General features: G+C 58.7%; 15 protein-coding genes and 1 pseudogene. 11 read left to right on the top strand and 5 right to left on the bottom strand.

Going from position 1 to position 17,380, the window contains the following annotated elements:
• The first annotated feature begins 60 nt into the window (after positions 1-60).
• A pseudogene (locus tag VGU61_RS07640) lies at positions 61-1,748 on the top strand (SulP family inorganic anion transporter).
• Between the two features lie 30 nt (positions 1,749-1,778).
• On the opposite strand, the gene ssb reads toward VGU61_RS07640, so the two are convergent.
• A complete protein-coding gene (ssb, locus tag VGU61_RS07635) occupies positions 1,779-2,276 on the bottom strand; it encodes a single-stranded DNA-binding protein (RefSeq protein WP_326858513.1) in 498 nt (165 codons plus the stop codon).
• A gap of 16 nt (positions 2,277-2,292) precedes the next feature.
• On the bottom strand, positions 2,293-3,480 hold the full coding sequence (locus tag VGU61_RS07630) for an MFS transporter (protein ID WP_326858512.1): 1,188 nt from the start codon (positions 3,478-3,480) through the stop codon (positions 2,293-2,295).
• 135 nt (positions 3,481-3,615) lie between these two features.
• Here VGU61_RS07630 and uvrA point away from each other — a divergent pair, with 135 nt between their 5' ends.
• Together uvrA and VGU61_RS07620 are read left to right on the top strand one after the other, a co-directional pair.
• The gene (uvrA, locus tag VGU61_RS07625) at positions 3,616-6,465 is read left to right on the top strand and encodes an excinuclease ABC subunit UvrA (RefSeq protein WP_326858511.1); all 2,850 of its coding nucleotides are present in this window, start codon (positions 3,616-3,618) and stop codon (positions 6,463-6,465) included.
• Between the two features lie 6 nt (positions 6,466-6,471).
• Positions 6,472-6,759 carry an acylphosphatase gene (locus VGU61_RS07620; RefSeq protein ID WP_326858510.1) on the top strand — a complete coding sequence of 96 codons (288 nt, stop codon included), beginning with the start codon at positions 6,472-6,474 and terminating at the stop codon, positions 6,757-6,759.
• A 28-nt stretch (positions 6,760-6,787) separates the two neighbouring features.
• On the opposite strand, the gene VGU61_RS07615 is transcribed toward VGU61_RS07620, so the two are convergent.
• The 3 genes from VGU61_RS07615 to VGU61_RS07605 all read right to left on the bottom strand — a co-directional run bounded on the left by VGU61_RS07615 (position 6,788) and on the right by VGU61_RS07605 (position 10,765).
• Positions 6,788-7,696: an AEC family transporter gene (locus VGU61_RS07615; RefSeq protein WP_326858509.1), complete on the bottom strand. Its 909-nt coding sequence runs from the start codon at positions 7,694-7,696 to the stop codon at positions 6,788-6,790.
• An 88-nt stretch (positions 7,697-7,784) separates the two neighbouring features.
• A complete protein-coding gene (locus VGU61_RS07610; RefSeq protein WP_326858508.1) occupies positions 7,785-8,666 on the bottom strand; it encodes an alpha/beta hydrolase in 882 nt (293 codons plus the stop codon).
• Positions 8,667-8,779: 113 nt separating this feature from the next.
• The gene (locus VGU61_RS07605) at positions 8,780-10,765 is read right to left on the bottom strand and encodes a cation:proton antiporter (protein ID WP_326858507.1); all 1,986 of its coding nucleotides are present in this window, start codon (positions 10,763-10,765) and stop codon (positions 8,780-8,782) included.
• 120 nt (positions 10,766-10,885) lie between these two features.
• Between VGU61_RS07605 and VGU61_RS07600 the strand changes: the two genes are divergently transcribed.
• The 8 genes from VGU61_RS07600 to VGU61_RS07565 form a co-directional block, all read left to right on the top strand.
• Positions 10,886-11,914 carry a KpsF/GutQ family sugar-phosphate isomerase gene (locus tag VGU61_RS07600; protein WP_326858506.1) on the top strand — a complete coding sequence of 343 codons (1,029 nt, stop codon included), beginning with the start codon at positions 10,886-10,888 and terminating at the stop codon, positions 11,912-11,914.
• Positions 11,914-12,441, top strand: a complete 528-nt coding sequence (locus tag VGU61_RS07595; RefSeq protein WP_326858505.1) for an HAD family hydrolase — start codon at positions 11,914-11,916, stop codon at positions 12,439-12,441. The genes VGU61_RS07600 and VGU61_RS07595 overlap by 1 nt, the downstream gene beginning before the upstream one ends.
• On the top strand, positions 12,438-13,034 hold the full coding sequence (gene lptC / locus VGU61_RS07590) for an LPS export ABC transporter periplasmic protein LptC (RefSeq protein ID WP_326858504.1): 597 nt from the start codon (positions 12,438-12,440) through the stop codon (positions 13,032-13,034). Before VGU61_RS07595 ends, lptC begins: the two co-directional genes overlap by 4 nt.
• A 37-nt stretch (positions 13,035-13,071) precedes the next feature.
• A complete protein-coding gene (gene lptA / locus VGU61_RS07585) occupies positions 13,072-13,623 on the top strand; it encodes a lipopolysaccharide transport periplasmic protein LptA (RefSeq protein ID WP_326858503.1) in 552 nt (183 codons plus the stop codon).
• A gap of 1 nt (position 13,624) precedes the next feature.
• Positions 13,625-14,365, top strand: coding sequence for an LPS export ABC transporter ATP-binding protein (gene lptB / locus VGU61_RS07580; protein ID WP_326858502.1), 741 nt, complete (start codon positions 13,625-13,627; stop codon positions 14,363-14,365).
• Positions 14,366-14,381: 16 nt separating this feature from the next.
• A complete protein-coding gene (locus VGU61_RS07575; RefSeq protein WP_326858531.1) occupies positions 14,382-15,860 on the top strand; it encodes an RNA polymerase factor sigma-54 in 1,479 nt (492 codons plus the stop codon).
• A gap of 99 nt (positions 15,861-15,959) precedes the next feature.
• On the top strand, positions 15,960-16,307 hold the full coding sequence (gene hpf / locus VGU61_RS07570; protein WP_326858501.1) for a ribosome hibernation-promoting factor, HPF/YfiA family: 348 nt from the start codon (positions 15,960-15,962) through the stop codon (positions 16,305-16,307).
• 145 nt (positions 16,308-16,452) lie between these two features.
• On the top strand, positions 16,453-17,380 hold a 928-nt coding region (locus VGU61_RS07565), incomplete at its 3' end, for an enoyl-CoA hydratase/isomerase family protein (RefSeq protein WP_326858500.1).

Here is a 17,380-nt window from a genome sequence, read left to right as displayed (position 1 = left end):
TTGTAGCAAATAAAGATTTCGTCCAGTAAAACGCATGATATTCAATTAATAAAACATTCAATGCGTATCTCTTTAGCCAAATTCCGTCCGCATTTAATCAACGACCTTCAATCCTACAACCGCGGCAAGTTCATCAAGGATGTCTCCGCCGGCGTGACGGTCGGGGTTGTGGCGTTGCCTTTGGCGATGACATTTGCGATCGCTTCAGGTCTCGAACCCAACGCCGGCATTTTCACCGCGATCATTGCCGGCTTCCTGATTTCCGCCCTCGGCGGCACGCGCGTGCAGATTGGCGGACCGGCGGTGCATTTATCGTCGTGGTGTATAGCATCGTCGAGAAGTACGGTCTGGCGAATCTCCTGATATCGACCATCTTTGCCGGAGTCCTGCTGTTTGCGATGGGCATGTTGCGGCTGGGGACGTTGATTCGCTATATTCCTGTGCCGATTGTCATCGGCTTCACGAACGGCATTGCGGTCCTGATCGCGCTTTCCCAGTTCAAGGACTTTTTCGGCCTGAGTATTGACAAGATGCCGGGGGATTTTTTTGCGCAACTGCAAACGCACGCCGGCAATGCCTCCACAGTCAATTGGACGGCTTTCGGACTGGCGTCGATTTCGCTGGTGCTTATTTTCTTCTGGCCCCGCCTGACCATCGCGAGCATCGACACTGGGCGGCAACATCATGACTGGCGCATCTGCCGTGCCTTGGGCGTCATTCCGGGCACGATCGTCGTGCTGGCATTGAGCACGCTTGCCGTCGGCCTGTTCGATCTGCAGGTGGACACGATAGGATCCAGATTCGGCGGCATTCCCCGTGAACTCCCCGCATTCAATCTCCCGGTTTTCAGTTGGGACCTCGTCAAGCTATTGTTCCCGCCGACGATCACGATCGTCCTGCTGGGCGCAATCGAATCGCTGCTATGTGTCCGCATTGCGGACAATTCAACAGGCGATCGCGATGACCCCAACCAGGAATTGATGGCTCAGGGTGTAGCCAACTTTCTTACGCCGTTCTTCGGCGGCATGCCGGTGACCGGAACGATTGCGCGCACCCTCACCAATATCCGAGCCGGCGCAGTCTCGCCGATTGCCGGCATCGTGCATGCTCTGACGCTGTTGGCAATCGTGTTGATTGCGGCGCCGCTTGCGGAAGACATACCGCTCGCGGCATTGGCTGCCATCCTGATGTACGTCGCCTGGAATATGGGGGAATGGCATGAATTCGCGCGCTTGAAAAACTTTCGGGCAAGCTATTGCATGGTCATGGTGGCAACGTTCCTGCTGACCGTGATCATCGACTTGACCGTTGCGGTGCAGGCAGGACTCGTGCTGGCATGCATTTTCTTCATTTATCGGATCGCCAGCCTGACGAAAATCGAGGCGATATCACCTGCCAGCCTGGGAGAGCCGCTGCCGCCCGGCGTGGTCGCCTATTCGATCTACGGGTCGCTATTTTTTGCTGCGGTTGGAAAAATGGAAGATCTGATTGCGCCGGATTCGCTCCCGGCGAAAGCAATGATCTTGGAACTGCATCAGTTGATCAATCTGGATGCCACGGGCCTGGATGCGCTGGAAAACATGCACAAACTGCTCAGGAAGCGCGGCAGCCGGTTGATTCTTTGCTCGCTGAACCATCAACCGTTGAGCCTGATGACACGGTCAGGCTTCATCGAACGCCTGGGGAGGGAGAATTGCGTGGATACGTTTTCCGCCGCCATGGCGCGGGCAAGGGAAGTTGCGGGGTGATCCGGTTTCCCTTGTCCCCTCGTTGCAGGCTTAGAACGGGATGTCGTCGTCCATGTCGCTGAAATTCGGCGCCGGCTTGGAAGCGCCGCGCCCGCCGCCGGCATTGCCGCCACCGCCGCTGCTTTGCCGTGGTGGTGGCGCGCTGCTACCGTAATCATCGTCCATCGGCGCCCCGGCGCCACCGCCCATGCCCTGACGGCTGCCCAGCATCTGCATCGTGTCGGCGATGATCTCGGTGGTATAGCGCTCGACGCCTTCCTTGTCGGTCCATTTGCGGGTTTGCAGGCGTCCTTCGACGTAGACCTGGGAACCCTTTTTCAGATATTGGCCGGCGATCTCCGCAAGCTTGCGGTAGAAGGTAATCCGGTGCCATTCCGTCAGTTCTTTCTTCTCGCCGCTGTTCTTGTCTTTCCAGCTTTCGGTGGTTGCAACCGCAACGTTGGTGACCGCATCGCCGTTCGGCATGTAACGCGTTTCCGGATCGCGTCCAAGATTGCCGACGATGATGACTTTGTTGACCGATGCCATAAGTTTCTCTCTCCTATTAAGCTGGTATCGCGCTGCGGCGCGGCAGGTTCTTCATGCTGGATGCGATTATAAGCCAGACGAGAGTGACGCCGGCACCCAGAATAAAGACCGACGATGGGCCTGTGTGTTGAGCGAGCCACCCGCCGAAAGCGCCGCCGCAGAACAGCCCGAGGGCCTGCAGCGTATTGTAGACTCCGAGTGCGGCTCCCCTGGCGGAAGCCGGCGCGATGCGCGACACGAGCGACGGCTGGCTTGCCTCCAGGATGTTGAACGATACGAAAAACAGCAGAAGCAGGCCGACCAGATACATCCAATGAAACGCCGGTTGGGCGAGAACGATCCACAAGCCCGCCTGTACCAGCAGCATCAATCCGATTGCGGCGACAAACACCTGTTTCGATTTGCCGCGCTTTTCACCGACGAAAACCGGCGGCAGCATCAAAACGAACGATGCCAGCACGACCGGCAGGTAGATCTGCCAATGCGCAGCGACCGGCAGGCCGGCATATTGCACCAGCGCGGACGGTACCACGACGAACATCGCCATCTGCGTCAGGTGCAAGGCGAAGACGCCGTAGTTGAGGCGCATCAGCTCGGTATTGCGCAGCACTTCGCTGAAAGGCACACGTTTCACCGCCCGCACCTCGGGCGCAGGCGGCACCACGAACGCCACCACGAAGATGGCCAGTATCGAAAGAATGCCCGTCAGGACAAATATGCCTGCCATGCCGATGCCTTGATACAGCACCGGCGCCGCCACCAGCGACAGGGCGAATGTCAGCCCGATCGAACCGCCGACCATTGCCATGGCCTTGGTGCGCTGCTCTTCCCGGGTGGAATCCGCGATCAATGCGGTGACGGCGGCGGAAATGGCGCCGGCGCCCTGGATCGCACGTCCGACGATCACCCATACGATATCGGTTGACGCAGCGGCAATGAACGATCCCAGGGCGAACAGCACAAGGCCGATAATGATGATGCGCTTGCGGCCGAACTTATCGGACGCGACGCCGAAAGGGATCTGGCCAAAGGACTGGGTTAATCCATAGATCCCCATTGCCAATCCGACCATGGCGGCATTATTGCCGCCCTTCAACGTCGTCGCATGCACCGCGAACACCGGCAAAATGAGAAACATGCCGAGCATGCGCAGCGCAAAAATCGAAGCAAGCGACGTACTGGCGCGTAACTCCGTGGACGTCATTCGGCTGCTGATTTCGGCGGAAGTAATGGAAGACATGAAGGCTTGACAAGGGGACGAAACAGGGGAATACGACGGCGATGAAAACCCGTTATAGTATCAGGTTGACCCGTATTGAGCCCAAGTTAAAGGCAGTTCATGGAAGAAATAAGAATTCGTGGGGCGCGCACCCACAACCTCAAAAACATCAATCTGGAGTTGCCACGCAATAAACTGATCGTCATTACCGGCTTGTCCGGTTCCGGGAAATCATCATTGGCATTCGACACCCTGTACGCGGAAGGACAACGCCGTTATGTCGAATCCCTGTCGGCATATGCTCGCCAGTTTCTTCAGCTGATGGAAAAGCCGGATGTCGATCTGATCGAAGGTTTGTCGCCGGCGATTTCCATCGAACAGAAAGCCACATCGCATAACCCGCGTTCCACTGTCGGGACCGTCACCGAAATTCATGACTACCTGCGCCTGCTGTATGCGCGCGTGGGCACTCCCTATTGTCCCCAGCATCCGGAAAATCCGCTGGCGGCGCAATCGGTGTCGCAGATGGTCGATGCCGCGCTCGCCTTGCCGGAAGACACCAAACTCATGGTGCTTGCGCCGGTGGTCGCCAACCGGAAGGGTGAGCATGCGGACCTGTTCGAAGCGATGCAGGCGCAGGGTTTCATCCGCTTCCGCGTCCAGAGCGGCACCGCCAAGGCGAAGATCGTCGAAGTCGACGACTTACCGAAGCTGAAGAAAACCGAAAAGCACACCATTGATGTCGTGATCGACCGCCTGAAGGTCAAGGCGGATATGAAGCAGCGGCTGGCGGAAAGCTTCGAGACGGCGCTGCGGCTCGCCGAAGGCCGTGCTATTGCACTGGAGATGGATAGCGGCAAGGAGCATTTGTTCTCCAATAAATTTGCCTGCCCGACTTGCGGCTATTCGCTGCAGGAACTGGAGCCGCGGCTGTTCTCGTTCAACAATCCGATGGGCGCCTGTTCGGAATGCGACGGCTTGGGCCACATCGAGTTCTTCGATCCGAAACGGATCGTGGCCTTCCCCAATCTTTCGCTGGCAAGCGGCGCGGTGAAAGGCTGGGACCGGCGCAACCAGTTCTATTTCCAGATGCTGTCCAGTCTGGCAGACCATTACGGCTTCGACCTCGACATTCCTTTCGAAAAGCTGTCCGAGCAGGCACAGCAGGTCGTCCTCTACGGCTCCGGCCGGCAGACCATCCCGTTCACCTATGTCAACGAACGCGGCCGCGCGGTGGTGCGCGAACACACCTTCGAAGGCGTGGTGGTCAACCTGCAGCGTCGTTACCGGGAAACCGATTCGATCGCCGTGAAGGAAGAGCTTGCCAAGTTCATCAACCAGAAGCAATGCCCTGCCTGCGAAGGGGCGCGGTTGCGCACGGAAGCGCGTTATGTGAAGGTCGGCAACGGCAAGCAGGAGCGGTCGATTTATGAAGTGTCGGCCAAGCCCCTGCGCGAAACACTGGCGTTCTTCGAATCCCTGAAGCTGACCGGCGCGAAGAGAGAGATTGCCGATCGCATCATCAAGGAAATCGTGTCGCGCCTGAAATTCCTGAACAATGTCGGACTGGATTATCTGTCGCTGGAACGCAGCGCCGATACCCTTTCCGGCGGCGAGGCGCAACGCATCCGTCTCGCCTCCCAGATCGGCTCCGGCCTGACCGGCGTAATGTACGTGCTCGACGAACCATCCATCGGCCTGCACCAGCGAGACAATGACCGGCTGATCGCCACCTTGAAGCATTTGCGCGATATCGGCAACAGCGTGCTGGTGGTGGAGCATGATGAGGATGCGATCCGCTGCGCCGACTATATCGTCGACATGGGCATCGGTGCGGGCGTGCATGGCGGTGAAGTGATCGCCCGGGGACCGCTCAACGACATCCTGAAACACAAGAAGTCGCTGACCGCAAAGTACCTCAACGGCACGCTTGCGATCCATGTTCCAAAGAAACGCACCCCGCGCGACCCGGAACGCCAGCTTGTCATCACGGGCGCGTCGGGCAACAACCTGAAGAATGTGACCCTCGAACTGCCGGTCGGTCTGCTCACCTGCATCACCGGCGTCTCCGGTTCCGGCAAGTCGACGTTGATCAACGACACGCTCTACCATGCGGCGTCCCGTCACCTGTACGGCTCGCAGGCCGAACCGTCGGCGCATGAATCGATCAGCGGGCTGGAACACTTCGACAAGGTCATCGCCGTCGACCAGGCGCCGATCGGCCGCACGCCGCGCTCCAACCCGGCGACCTACACCGGGCTCTTCACTCCGATCCGCGATCTGTTTTCCACCGTTCCGGGCGCCAAGGAACGCGGTTATTCGGCAGGTCGGTTTTCATTTAACGTCAAGGGCGGCCGCTGCGAAGCCTGCCAAGGCGACGGCGTCATCAAGGTGGAAATGCACTTCCTGCCGGATGTGTATGTGCCGTGCGACGTTTGCCATGGCAAACGCTATAACCGCGAAACGCTGGAAATCGAGTACAAGGGGAAGAACATCAACGAGGTACTCGGCATGACGGTCGAGGAAGCGCATGAGTTCTTCAAGCCGGTGCCGGTGATTGCACGCAAGCTGCAGACCTTGCTGGATGTGGGCCTCGGCTATATCCGTCTCGGCCAGAGCGCGACCACCTTGTCGGGCGGGGAAGCGCAACGCGTCAAGCTGTCGCTGGAGCTTTCCAAGCGCGACACCGGGCGCACACTGTACATCCTGGACGAGCCGACGACCGGATTGCACTTCCATGACATCGACCTGTTATTGAAGGTAATTCACCGGCTGCGCGACCAGGGCAATACGGTGGTGATCATCGAGCACAACCTGGATGTGATCAAGACCGCGGATTGGCTCATCGATCTCGGCCCCGAAGGCGGAGCGGGCGGCGGGCAGATCATCGCCAACGGCACGCCCGAACAGGTGGCGAGAACACCATCGAGCTTTACCGGCAAGTACCTTGCGCCGCTGCTGAAAAAGTAGGATTGCATGAGTACCAGGATCGCCAGGCATCTGCGTATTACCGGCATCGTGCAAGGCGTCGGTTATCGCGTGTCGTTCGAGCGCCAGGCCCGCGCGCTCGATTTGTCGGGCTGGGTCAGGAACCGGCTGGACAAATCGGTGGAAGCCCTGATCTGCGGGGATGCCGGCGCTATCGAGACGATGATCGCCTGGGCGCGCCGGGGTCCGCCCGGCGCCCGGGTCGATGATGTGGCCGTGTCGGACATCGACGCCACGGACGCGGGCAGCGGGTTCGAGGTGCGGGCCACAGAGTAGCGTCATGCGCGCAAGGCGGACGGCCGATTCAGGAACGCAATCCCATCCACAAGCCCGCTGGTACGAAAGCCAGCGCAGCCAGATTGCCGAGCAATACGATCGACGCCACCTTGTCGGGCTCCTGCTTGTACTGTTCGGCCACCATGAAGCAGAACACGGCCGGCGGCAATGCGGCGAACAAATACATCTGGCCGCGCTGCATGGGCGTCAAAGACAGCACGCCATCCAGCAGCCACGCCACGATCAACCCCGCCAACGGGCAGACGATGGCGCCCATCAGGCCGATGTGCCAGCTTTTGAAATTCACGTCGAGCATGCGTACCCCGAGCGCAAACAGCATGATCGGAATGCATGCGTCGCCCAGCATCTTCAGGGCCTGCATGAGCGGGCCCGGCAGCGTAATGCGAAATACGGCGAACACCATGCCGATCATCATCGCAACCATCATCGGGCTGGCCAGTAGCTTGATCAACGATGTGTGCTGGTTGCGGCCGCTTTCGATGATCCGGATGCCCACTGAAAAATAGATCAGGTTGCATGCCATGAACAGCGCGACGGCCGAGGGCAGCCCCTCCGCGCCGAAAGCCAGCACGGCAAGCGGCAATCCCATGTTGCCGCAATTGTTGTACATCATCGGCGGTACGAAACTGCGCACGTCATAACCGAGCAGGCGCGCTACCGGCCAGGCCAGCAGACCGGAGCCGAGGGAGATCAGGACGCCGGCGAGGATCAGGGTGCCGTTGTGCGCAAGGTCGAAATCCTTGGCCGCCAGCGCGGTGAAGACCAGCAGCGGACACAGTACATCCATGCTGACCCGGTTCACTGCCGTCATATCGGACTTGACCGCATCGCCGCGCAGGCGGGCATAGCTGTATCCGACTGCGATGATGATGAATACCGGAAGGATGATGCCAAGGATGCGCTCAAACACTTGCATGGGGACTTTCGATGGGGCGGCGGGACGAATGAATTTTATCCGTTATTGCTTTTTGCGGTTGCCGGTCCCGGCGGATCGATGACCGGGCTTACGCCGGGTCTTTCGCCTGCGCGCTCTCCTTCTCAACGAAGCGCGTGATTGCATCGAGCGTCGGCGCAAAATGCCGCAGCGGTCTCGACAAGCTGCCAACCAGGGTGATGTGATTCACCCGATCAAAGTAGATTTCCGTGACGGGAACGTCGTTCTCGCGCAGCACTTGCGCAAGCCTGCCGGTATTGCGCGCCGGATTGACCAGATCGTCGCTCTGCGGGGCGATCAGCAGGGCCGGCGGTGCGGACTTGGCCACGTGGTTGACCGGTTGGGATTCCGGCGGTGTGTTTGGATGGAAAAATACCGGCTTGACGTCCGGATTCTGGATCGGCAGGAAGTTATAGGGGCCCGCCAGACCGATCCATCCACGCAATATCTCGGGGGCCATGCCGAATTGGCCGAGCCAGCGCTTGTCGAGCGCCACCATGGCCGCGTTGTAGGCACCTGCACTGTGGCCCATGACAAACAGCCGCTTCGGATCGCCGCCATAGCGGGACGCCTCCTTTGCAGCCCATGAGACCGCCTGTGCCGAGTCGATCAGGAAATCGGGATAACGCACTTCCGGATACAGGCGGTAATCGGGCAATATCGCCACCATACCGCGCGATGCCAGCGCCTCCGCGGCAAATTCATAGTCAGGGCGCTCGCCGCTGTTCCAGCTTCCACCATAAAAAAACACGACAACCGGCGCCGGACTCTTGGTACCTGCAGGCGTGTACACATCCAGTTTCTGCCGGGGTCGGGCACCATACGGCACATCCGCAGTTTTGATATAGGTACTGGCTGGAGTCAATGCATTGATTGCCCTGAGCGGCGAGCAGGCCGCCAGTGTCAGGGCAACGGCGATCAATCCAAACACCATCTTGATGGGCAGCATCATTGCAGGTTTGCATTTTGTTTGAAGCAGGTTATTCGTCACGCAGCGATTCGCAACGACAAATCGCAACATGAAGCGAGAATACGTGCAGGCGGAGTTGCGGCAACAAAGCGGCATTATTTGAAGAGCCGCTCTTCCGCGCGGGCGACGCCTTCGCTGGCGCCGCGCAGCACGACAATGTCGCCTGCCTCCAGCACCGTATTCGGTGTGACGTTAAGGCGGGTTTTGCCGCGGCGAATCATTGCCGCCTCGGCGCCCACTTCCTGCAGTTTCAATTCCGCAAGGCGCTTGCCTACCGCTCGCGCACCGTCCGTCAGGCTGACGGAGTGCAGCCTGACATGCAGGTGCTCCTCGTCGTCGGGCGCATCGCTGGCACCGTGGAAGTAACCGCGCAGGGATGCATAACGTTCGTCACGCGCGGCCTGCACCTGGTGAACCACGCGCCGCAGCGGCACGCCCAGCAGCACCAGCGCATGCGACGCCAGCATCAGGCTTCCCTCGATGGCCTCGGGCACCACTTCGGCGGCTCCCGCGTCACGCAGCTTGTCGAGATCGGTATCGTCATGGCTGCGCACGATGACGGGCAGTTCCGGCGCCAGTTCGTGGGCAAAATGCAGCACCTTCAGCGCGGATGGCGTGCTGGCATAGGTCACCACCAGCGCGGCAGCGCGATGAATGCCCGCGGCTACCAGGCTCTCGCGCCGCGCCGCATCGCCGTAAGACACGTTGGCACCGGCCGCCTGCGCCTCGCGGACGCGATCCGGATCGAGGTCCAGCGCATGGTAAGGGATGCCTTCTTCTTCCAGCAGCTTGGCCAGGCTCTGTCCCGTGCGTCCGAAACCGGCGATCAGAACATGCCTTTGGGTAGTCATGGTGCGGGTGGCGATCTGCGTCAGTGCCAGCGACTGCATCATCCATTCATTGGCCGACAGTTTCATCACGATCGCATCCGACTTGGCGATGATGATGGGCGCCACCAGCATGGACAGCACCATCGATGCGAGGATGAGCTGAATCAGCAGCGGATCCATCAAACGGAGGCCGCCAGCCTGGTTCAACAGCACGAATCCGAACTCCCCGGCCTGTGCAAGAAACAATCCGGTGCGGAGCGCCACGCCGGCCGGCGCCCCGGTCAGCCGGGCCAGCAATGCGATCAGGCCGAATTTCAGCAGTACCGGAGCCGTCAGGAGCAGCAGCACCAGCCACCAGTTTTCCAGCACCAGGCGGACGTTGAGCAGCATGCCGACCGTGATGAAAAACAGGCCGAGCAGCACATCCCGGAATGGCTTGATGTCTTCCTCGACCTGGTGTTTGTATTCGGTTTCCGAGATCAGCATGCCGGCGACGAAAGCACCCAGCGCGAGCGACAGGCCGGCCTGTTCGGTGATCCAGGCAGCGCCGAGCGTGATCAGCAGCAGGTTGAGCATGAACAGCTCCTGCGACCGTCGCTTGACCACCACATGGAACCAGCTGCGCATCATTTTCTGGCCGAAGAACAGCAGCAGGGCCAGCACGACGCCGGCTTTCAATCCAGCCCATGTCAGGGTCACCAGCAGATCGCCGCTGTCCTTGGCCAGCGCCGGAACCAGGATCAGCAGCGGCACGAATGCCAGATCCTGGAACAGCAGGATGCCGATGATCTGCCGTCCATGCGGCGATTCCAGCTCGAGCCGCTCCGTCAGCAGTTTGGAGACGATGGCCGTCGATGACATGGTCAGTGCGCCGCCGAGCGCGAACGCGGCACGCCAGCTGATATTGACCAATTGCGGCAATAGAAGCGCCGTCAGCCAACCGAACAGCATGACGGCGGCAATTGTGAGAAAAACCTGTGCCACGCCCAGGCCGAATACGATACGGCGCATAGCTGACAATTTTGGCAATGAAAATTCAAGGCCGATGGAAAACATCAGGAACACCACACCGAACTCCGCCAGTGAGTGCGTTGTCGCATTCTCGCTTGCCCAGCCGAAACCGTGCGGACCGATGACGATGCCGACCGCAAGATAGCCAAGCATGGGAGGCAAGTGCAGCATCCGGAATGCAACGACGCCGAGCACGGCGCTTGCAAGCAGGATGAGGGTAAGTTCAAGAGCCGAAAACATGGATGATGGACTATGGGGATTTAACGCCGGCGCCAGCCATCTCATTGAGCGGCATCAAGGCCGAATTTTTTGTTCTAACTGGCAGGTTTTTTGCTTTACTAATTCGTTTATACTTCCGGCATGAGTGTACCCCATGCAAAAACCCTGCCGAAAGCTTTCGATGAAAAAACCGCGCAGCGAGCAGTTGAACTGGCTTGCGAAACGCTGCAGATCGAAGCAGATGCGATTACTTCATTGAAAGAACGGCTGTCCGGTGAAACAGGCGCCGCATTTGCCAGCGCTGTCGAGATGCTGTTGCAATGCAGCGGCCGTGTCGTCGTGTCGGGCATGGGCAAGTCCGGCCACATCGCGCGCAAGATCGCCGCCACCCTCGCCTCGACCGGAACCCCTGCCCTGTTCGTCCATCCTGCGGAGGCCGCACACGGCGACCTCGGCATGGTGACCGAAAACGATGCCTTCGTTGCCATTTCCAATTCCGGCGAAACCGCTGAACTGCTCGCCATCGTGCCGATCATCAAGCGCATGGGTGCACGCCTGATTGCAATGACCGGCAATGAGGCGTCCAACCTCGCCCAGCTCGCCAACGTCCACCTGAACGTAAGGGTCGACAAGGAAGCATGCCCGCTCAATCTGGCGCCGACCGCCAGCACTACCGCCACGCTTGCCCTTGGCGACGCCCTGGCGGTCGCACTGCTGGATGCACGCGGCTTCCAGGAAGAAGATTTCGCTCGCTCCCATCCCGGTGGCGCACTTGGCCGGCGTCTATTGACCCATGTGCGCGACGTCATGCGCAGCGGAAACGCCATTCCATCGGTCACAGCCGACGTATCGCTATCGGACGCCCTGTTCGAAATTACCCAAAAAGGGATGGCGATGACCGCCGTGGTGGACCAAGATTATCGTGCAATCGGGATTTTCACCGACGGCGATCTGCGCCGCCTGATCGGACATGTACAGGATTTCACCAAACTCGTGATCGCCGATGTGATGCATGCCAATCCGCGCACCATCGGTCCCGACCAGCTTGCGGTGGAAGCTGTCGAGATCATGGAGCAGTTCCGGATCAACCAGCTGCTGGTTGCAGATGTCAACGGAAAGCTGGTCGGGGCACTGCATATCCATGACCTTACCCGCGCCAAGGTGATCTGATGAACGACCAGGTGGTTGCCCGGGCGGCTCGCGTGCGACTGATGATTTTCGATGTCGATGGCATCCTGACCGATGGCAGCCTGCATTACGGACCGGATGGCGAAGCAATCAAGACCTTCAACGTGCTCGATGGACACGGCATCAAGCTGCTGCAGCAATCAGGTGTGGCGACGGCGATCATTAGCGCCCGCAAGTCGGATATCGTCGCCCGTCGCGCGGCCGATCTCGGAATCCGGCATCTCCATCAGGGTGTGCATGACAAGTATGCGGCGTTCAAGCAATTGTTGGCGGATACCGGCTGCAACGAGGACGAAACCGGCTTCATCGGCGACGACGTCATCGACCTGCCGATACTGCTGCGCGTCGGCTTCGCGGCAAGTGTTCCCAACGGGCATATTGAAGTGCGTTCGCGCGTGCATTACGTGACCGATGCTCCCGGCGGGCGCGGAGCAGCACGCGAGTTGTGCGACTTGATTCTGAAGGCGCAGGGAAATTACGAGGCGGCGCTGGCGCCGTACCTGAAATGAATGCGCCGCGCTCGACCCGGCGTTTTCGCCTGTTCATCATCATGGCGCCGATGATCGCGTTGGCGCTCGGCAGTTTCTGGTTGCTGGAAGTCATGCGTCGTTCCGCCAGCGAAGACATTCCCAACGTCACGCGAACCGAGCCGGATTTTTACGTGGAAAAATTTAACTATGTGAAATTGTCCAAGACCGGCGGCGTGCAATATCACATGTCGGGCGAACGGATGACACATAACCCGGCGGATGATTCCTACGACATCGTCAAGCCGGTGGTCAACAATCTGCGGCAGGGAGATGAGCCGCCGATCACCCTGCGGGCGGACCGGGCACGTGTCGTCAGCGATGTCAGCGAAGTACATCTTTACGATAATGTCCGGATGGACCGGCCGGCATCGCCGACCGGAGAACGGATGCATGCCGAGTCGGAATATCTGCTGGTATTGCCTGACGACGACGTGATCAAGACGCACAAGCCGGTCGATATCACCGTGGGGCAATCAAGACTGACCGGTGTGGGCATGATCGCCAATAACGCAACGCGCGAGTTTCAGCTTTCGAGCAATGTCCATGGCACGTATCAAGCCCCGGCGCGATAGACCGGTATACATTGAGGCATTAAGAGAGACTCTTTTCATGAAACGTTTTTTGCTCCTGTCCGTCTGGATGCTTTGCGCGAGCGTCAGTTATCACGCCCACGCGGAGAAGGCCGATTCGGAACAGCCGACAAAGGTCGAAGCCGACCGCATGGCATATGACGACGTCAAGCAGATCAATACCTTCAGCGGCAACGTCGTCCTGACCAGGGGCACCATGATCATGAAGGCGGGCAAACTGGTCGTTACGCAGGATCCGGCAGGCTATCAATATGCAACATTGCTGGCGCCGCCGGGCGGTCTGGCAACGTTCCGGCAGAAACGTGACGGCGGCCCGAACCTATGGGTGGAAGGACAGGCTGAACGCATTGAATACGACGGCAAGGCTGAAGTGGTCAAATTATTTTCGAATGCAAAGATACGCCGCCTGGAAGGCAGCAAACCGACGGACGAAGTAGAAGGCGAATTCATTTCCTACGATAGCCGGGCGGAGTTTTTCACCGTCAATAATGCGCCGGCAGGCAACGCCAAGAACGGCAGTGGACGTATTCGGGCAGTGATTCAGCCGCGCACCGAAGCCAAGGGCCAGTAAGATGGCAAGCACCCTGGTTGTTCGCGGATTGCAGAAAAGTTACGGAACGCGTCAGGTTGTGCGCGACGTCTCCTTGCAGGTGGAAAGCGGCGAGGTGGTCGGACTGCTCGGACCGAACGGCGCCGGCAAGACAACATCGTTTTACATGATCGTCGGCCTTGTTCCTTCGGATGCCGGAGAAATCGATTTGAATGGCGTGGCGATCTCGCGCTTGCCGATTCATCGGCGCGCCGTGCTGGGCCTGTCCTATCTTCCGCAGGAGGCGTCGGTCTTTCGCAAGCTGACAGTGGAAGACAACATTCGCGCGGTGCTGGAACTGCAGCGGGAGAACGACAAACCCTTGTCGCGACAAGCCATCGAGAAGCGTTTGAACACCTTGCTGGCGGAGCTGCAGATCGAAAAGCTGCGTGAGAACCAGGCGCTGTCGCTGTCGGGCGGCGAACGCCGGCGTGTCGAGATTGCGCGTGCACTGGCGACGAATCCGCGATTCGTGCTGCTGGATGAACCCTTTGCAGGCGTCGACCCGATCGCGGTGATCGAGATTCAGCGGATCGTGCGCTTCCTGAAGGAACGCGGCATCGGCGTGCTGATCACGGATCACAATGTGCGCGAAACGTTGGGCATATGCGATCGCGCTTATATCATTAACCAAGGGGCCGTTCTTGCCAGCGGCCGTCCGGACGATATCATCGCGGACGAATCGGTGCGCCGCGTATATTTGGGAGAACACTTCCGCATGTAATGGAAGCCCGGCTGCTATGAAACAGACCCTTCAACTCCGTATTTCCCAACATCTGGCGCTGACGCCCCAGTTGCAGCAATCCATCAGGCTGCTGCAGTTGTCGACGCTCGAACTGCATCAGGAGCTGGAGCAGATTTTGTCGGACAATCCGATGCTCGAGCGCGTCGACGATCCGCTGGATCATTCCATTCGCCTGCTGGCCGACGGCGCGATCAGCCCCCAGGGCACGCAGCCGGATACGCCGGTGCCCAACGATACCGGTTCGGCCGCCGGCGAAGACACAGACCGCCCGTTCGAAGGCGGCGATGGTGCGGATGCGGCTGCTTCCGGCGAAGCGGAATGGAGCTTCGACGATGTGGCGCGCACTTCCAAAGCACCCGAGGACGATGATGCCCGTCCGCAGCTCGAAGCGCATGAAACGACATTGCGCGAACATCTGCTGGAACAAATGCGGGTGTCGGTACGAGAGATGAGGGATCGCGCGCTGCTCGAGTTGATGATCGACGCACTGAATGACAATGGCTACCTGGAAGAGCCGCTGGAAGAAATTCATGCGCGCTTGCCGGAAGAACTCGGGATCGAACTCGAAGAGCTGTCGGTAGCATTGAAAATGCTGCAAAGCTTTGATCCGGCCGGTGTCGGGGCTCGCACGCCCTCGGAATGCCTGGCGATCCAGATCCGCCGTTTTCCGAAGGTGCCGCTGGTAACGCGACGCCGGGCATTGACGATCGTCGAACAACATCTGACGCTGTTCGCACAGCGCGACTTCAACAAGCTCAAGAAGATCCTTGATTGCGACGACGAGGATTTGCGCGAGGCGCAGGCGGTTATCAAGCAATGCAATCCGCATCCCGGCGCGGCATTCGCATCCGACACATCGGACTTTGTCGTCCCTGATGTCATTGTCAAAAAGACCAAGAACGGCTGGCAGGTAATGTTAAATCATGACGTCATGCCCCGCCTTCGGGTCAATGCGCTTTATGCGAATATTCTCAAGCAAAGCAAGGGTGAGGGATCACTCACTTCGCAGCTGCAGGAAGCCAAATGGCTGATCAAGAATATGCGTCAGCGTTTCGACACGATATTGCGCGTTGCACAAGCCATCGTCGACAGACAGCGCAACTTTTTTTCACACGGCGCAGTCGCAATGCGCCCCCTTGTCTTGCGTGAAATTGCTGATACACTGGGTCTACACGAAAGTACCATTTCTCGTGTGACAACACAGAAGTACATGTTGACCCCCCATGGCATGTTTGAGTTGAAATACTTTTTCGGCAGCCATGTCGCGACGGAAGCAGGGGGTGAAGCCTCGTCGACCGCGATACGAGCGCTCATCAAACAATTGATAGGAGCCGAAGACCCCAAGAATCCATTCTCAGATAGCAAGATCGCGGATATGTTAGGGGAACAAGGTATGGTCGTTGCGCGAAGAACCGTCGCCAAGTACCGTGAAGCGTTGAAAATCCCCCCTGTCAATCTGCGCAAGTCTCTCTAGGTAGTTCCTTTGTAGTTGCCATCCGTTGCTGTGTTCCGGCGTAGCCCGCTACGCGGACACGTTGCGAACCGCCAGCGACACTATCCATAGGAGTGCTGTATGAATCTCATGATCAGTGGACAACATCTCGATTTGACTCCCGCCATTCGCCAATACGTAGAGAGCAAACTGGAAAGGGTGCTCCGCCATTTCGATCATGTCATCGATGTCGCGGTCATACTGGGAGTCGAAAAACCCTCCGAAAAAGATAAAAGGCAAAGAGCTGAAGTCAATCTGCGAGTGAGAGGCAATGTGATACATGTGGAAAGCTTTGCGGAAGATCTGTACGCAGCGATCGATTCGTTGATCGATAAGCTGGACCGACAGGTTTTGAAATACAAAGGCAAAACGCAGGATCATCAGCATGAAGCGATCAAGCGCATGACGGAAGACCTGCCTGCAGCCTGATCAATCAACAAAAGCAGCGATGCAAAAAGGGCGCATACATGGCGCCCTTTTTCATTCCGGTCCAGCCCTTCAAATGTCGGCGGGACGACTGCAGCGTCCGGTCAGGCCCGATACAATAGCCTGAATTACATCAGTCGCTCCCGCCATGACCGAACATATCATTGCCGCTGTCAGAAACAACATCGGCTTCATCACTCTTGACCGGCCGAAGGCGCTCAACTCTCTGTCGCTTGATATGGTCCGCGCCCTCACCCGCGCATTGATCTCGTGGCGCGACGATCCGGGCATCGCCGCCGTGATAGTACGCAGTACAAGCGAGAAGGCGTTTTGCGCAGGTGGCGACATCCGTTTTTTCTATGACGCCGGCAGGGCGACGCCGCAATCCGGCAGCATGCTGATCGAAGACTTTTTTACCGAGGAATATGCGCTCAATCATTTGATTCATCACTATCCCAAGCCCTATGTGGCGCTGATGGACGGGATCGTCATGGGCGGCGGCATGGGTATCGCACAGGCGGGTCCTGCAAACCGGATGCGTATTGTCACCGAACGCACGAAGATGGCGATGCCGGAAGTGAACATCGGTCTTTTCCCCGACGTCGGCGGCAGCTTCTTCCTTTCCCGAACGCCCGGCAGAATCGGGGTTTATCTCGGAGTGACTGGCGAAACCATAGGCGCAGCCGACGCGATCCATGCTGACCTTGCGGACGTATTTATCCCGTCAGGGCAAACCGCGGCGCTTCTGCAATCACTGGAAACAACGCCAGCAACGGATGTCCGCAACACTATTGCACGATTCGCCGAACCGTTCGCATCGCAAGCGGCACTCGAAAACAGCACACTCGCCGGGAACCGTGCCGCGATCGACAGACATTTCCGGCATGACGACTTGCAGGCCATTCTTGCCTCGTTGGCGGCGGACGGTGAAGCATTCGCTCAACGCACTTTGGAAACGATGCAAAAACGTTCGCCATTGATGATGTGCGTTACGCTTGAACAGTTGCGCCGCGGTGCGAGCATGCGCCTGGCGGATTGTCTTCGGATGGAGCGGACGATGGTACGGCGCAGCTTCG

Origin of the sequence: Noviherbaspirillum sp. (genome assembly GCF_035944575.1) — a bacterium.
In the GTDB taxonomy this organism is placed as follows: Bacteria; Pseudomonadota; Gammaproteobacteria; order Burkholderiales; family Burkholderiaceae_D; genus Noviherbaspirillum.
This window is presented reverse-complemented; position numbering and strand designations above follow the sequence as displayed.

Excerpts from the sequence above, each read along its gene's own strand:
- VGU61_RS07615 (WP_326858509.1), bottom strand. The coding sequence starts at position 7,696 with ATGCAAGTGTTTGAGCGCATCCTTGGCATCATCCTTCCGGTATTCATC.
- VGU61_RS07575 (WP_326858531.1), top strand. The coding sequence starts at position 14,382 with ATGAAACAGACCCTTCAACTCCGTATTTCCCAACATCTGGCGCTGACG.
- lptA (WP_326858503.1), top strand. The coding sequence starts at position 13,072 with ATGAAACGTTTTTTGCTCCTGTCCGTCTGGATGCTTTGCGCGAGCGTC.
- VGU61_RS07595 (WP_326858505.1), top strand. The coding sequence starts at position 11,914 with ATGAACGACCAGGTGGTTGCCCGGGCGGCTCGCGTGCGACTGATGATT.
- hpf (WP_326858501.1), top strand. The coding sequence starts at position 15,960 with ATGAATCTCATGATCAGTGGACAACATCTCGATTTGACTCCCGCCATT.
- VGU61_RS07610 (WP_326858508.1), bottom strand. The coding sequence starts at position 8,666 with ATGATGCTGCCCATCAAGATGGTGTTTGGATTGATCGCCGTTGCCCTG.
- VGU61_RS07620 (WP_326858510.1), top strand. The coding sequence starts at position 6,472 with ATGAGTACCAGGATCGCCAGGCATCTGCGTATTACCGGCATCGTGCAA.
- uvrA (WP_326858511.1), top strand. The coding sequence starts at position 3,616 with ATGGAAGAAATAAGAATTCGTGGGGCGCGCACCCACAACCTCAAAAAC.
- VGU61_RS07600 (WP_326858506.1), top strand. The coding sequence starts at position 10,886 with ATGAGTGTACCCCATGCAAAAACCCTGCCGAAAGCTTTCGATGAAAAA.
- ssb (WP_326858513.1), bottom strand. The coding sequence starts at position 2,276 with ATGGCATCGGTCAACAAAGTCATCATCGTCGGCAATCTTGGACGCGAT.
- VGU61_RS07630 (WP_326858512.1), bottom strand. The coding sequence starts at position 3,480 with ATGACGTCCACGGAGTTACGCGCCAGTACGTCGCTTGCTTCGATTTTT.
- lptB (WP_326858502.1), top strand. The coding sequence starts at position 13,625 with ATGGCAAGCACCCTGGTTGTTCGCGGATTGCAGAAAAGTTACGGAACG.
- lptC (WP_326858504.1), top strand. The coding sequence starts at position 12,438 with ATGAATGCGCCGCGCTCGACCCGGCGTTTTCGCCTGTTCATCATCATG.
- VGU61_RS07605 (WP_326858507.1), bottom strand. The coding sequence starts at position 10,765 with ATGTTTTCGGCTCTTGAACTTACCCTCATCCTGCTTGCAAGCGCCGTG.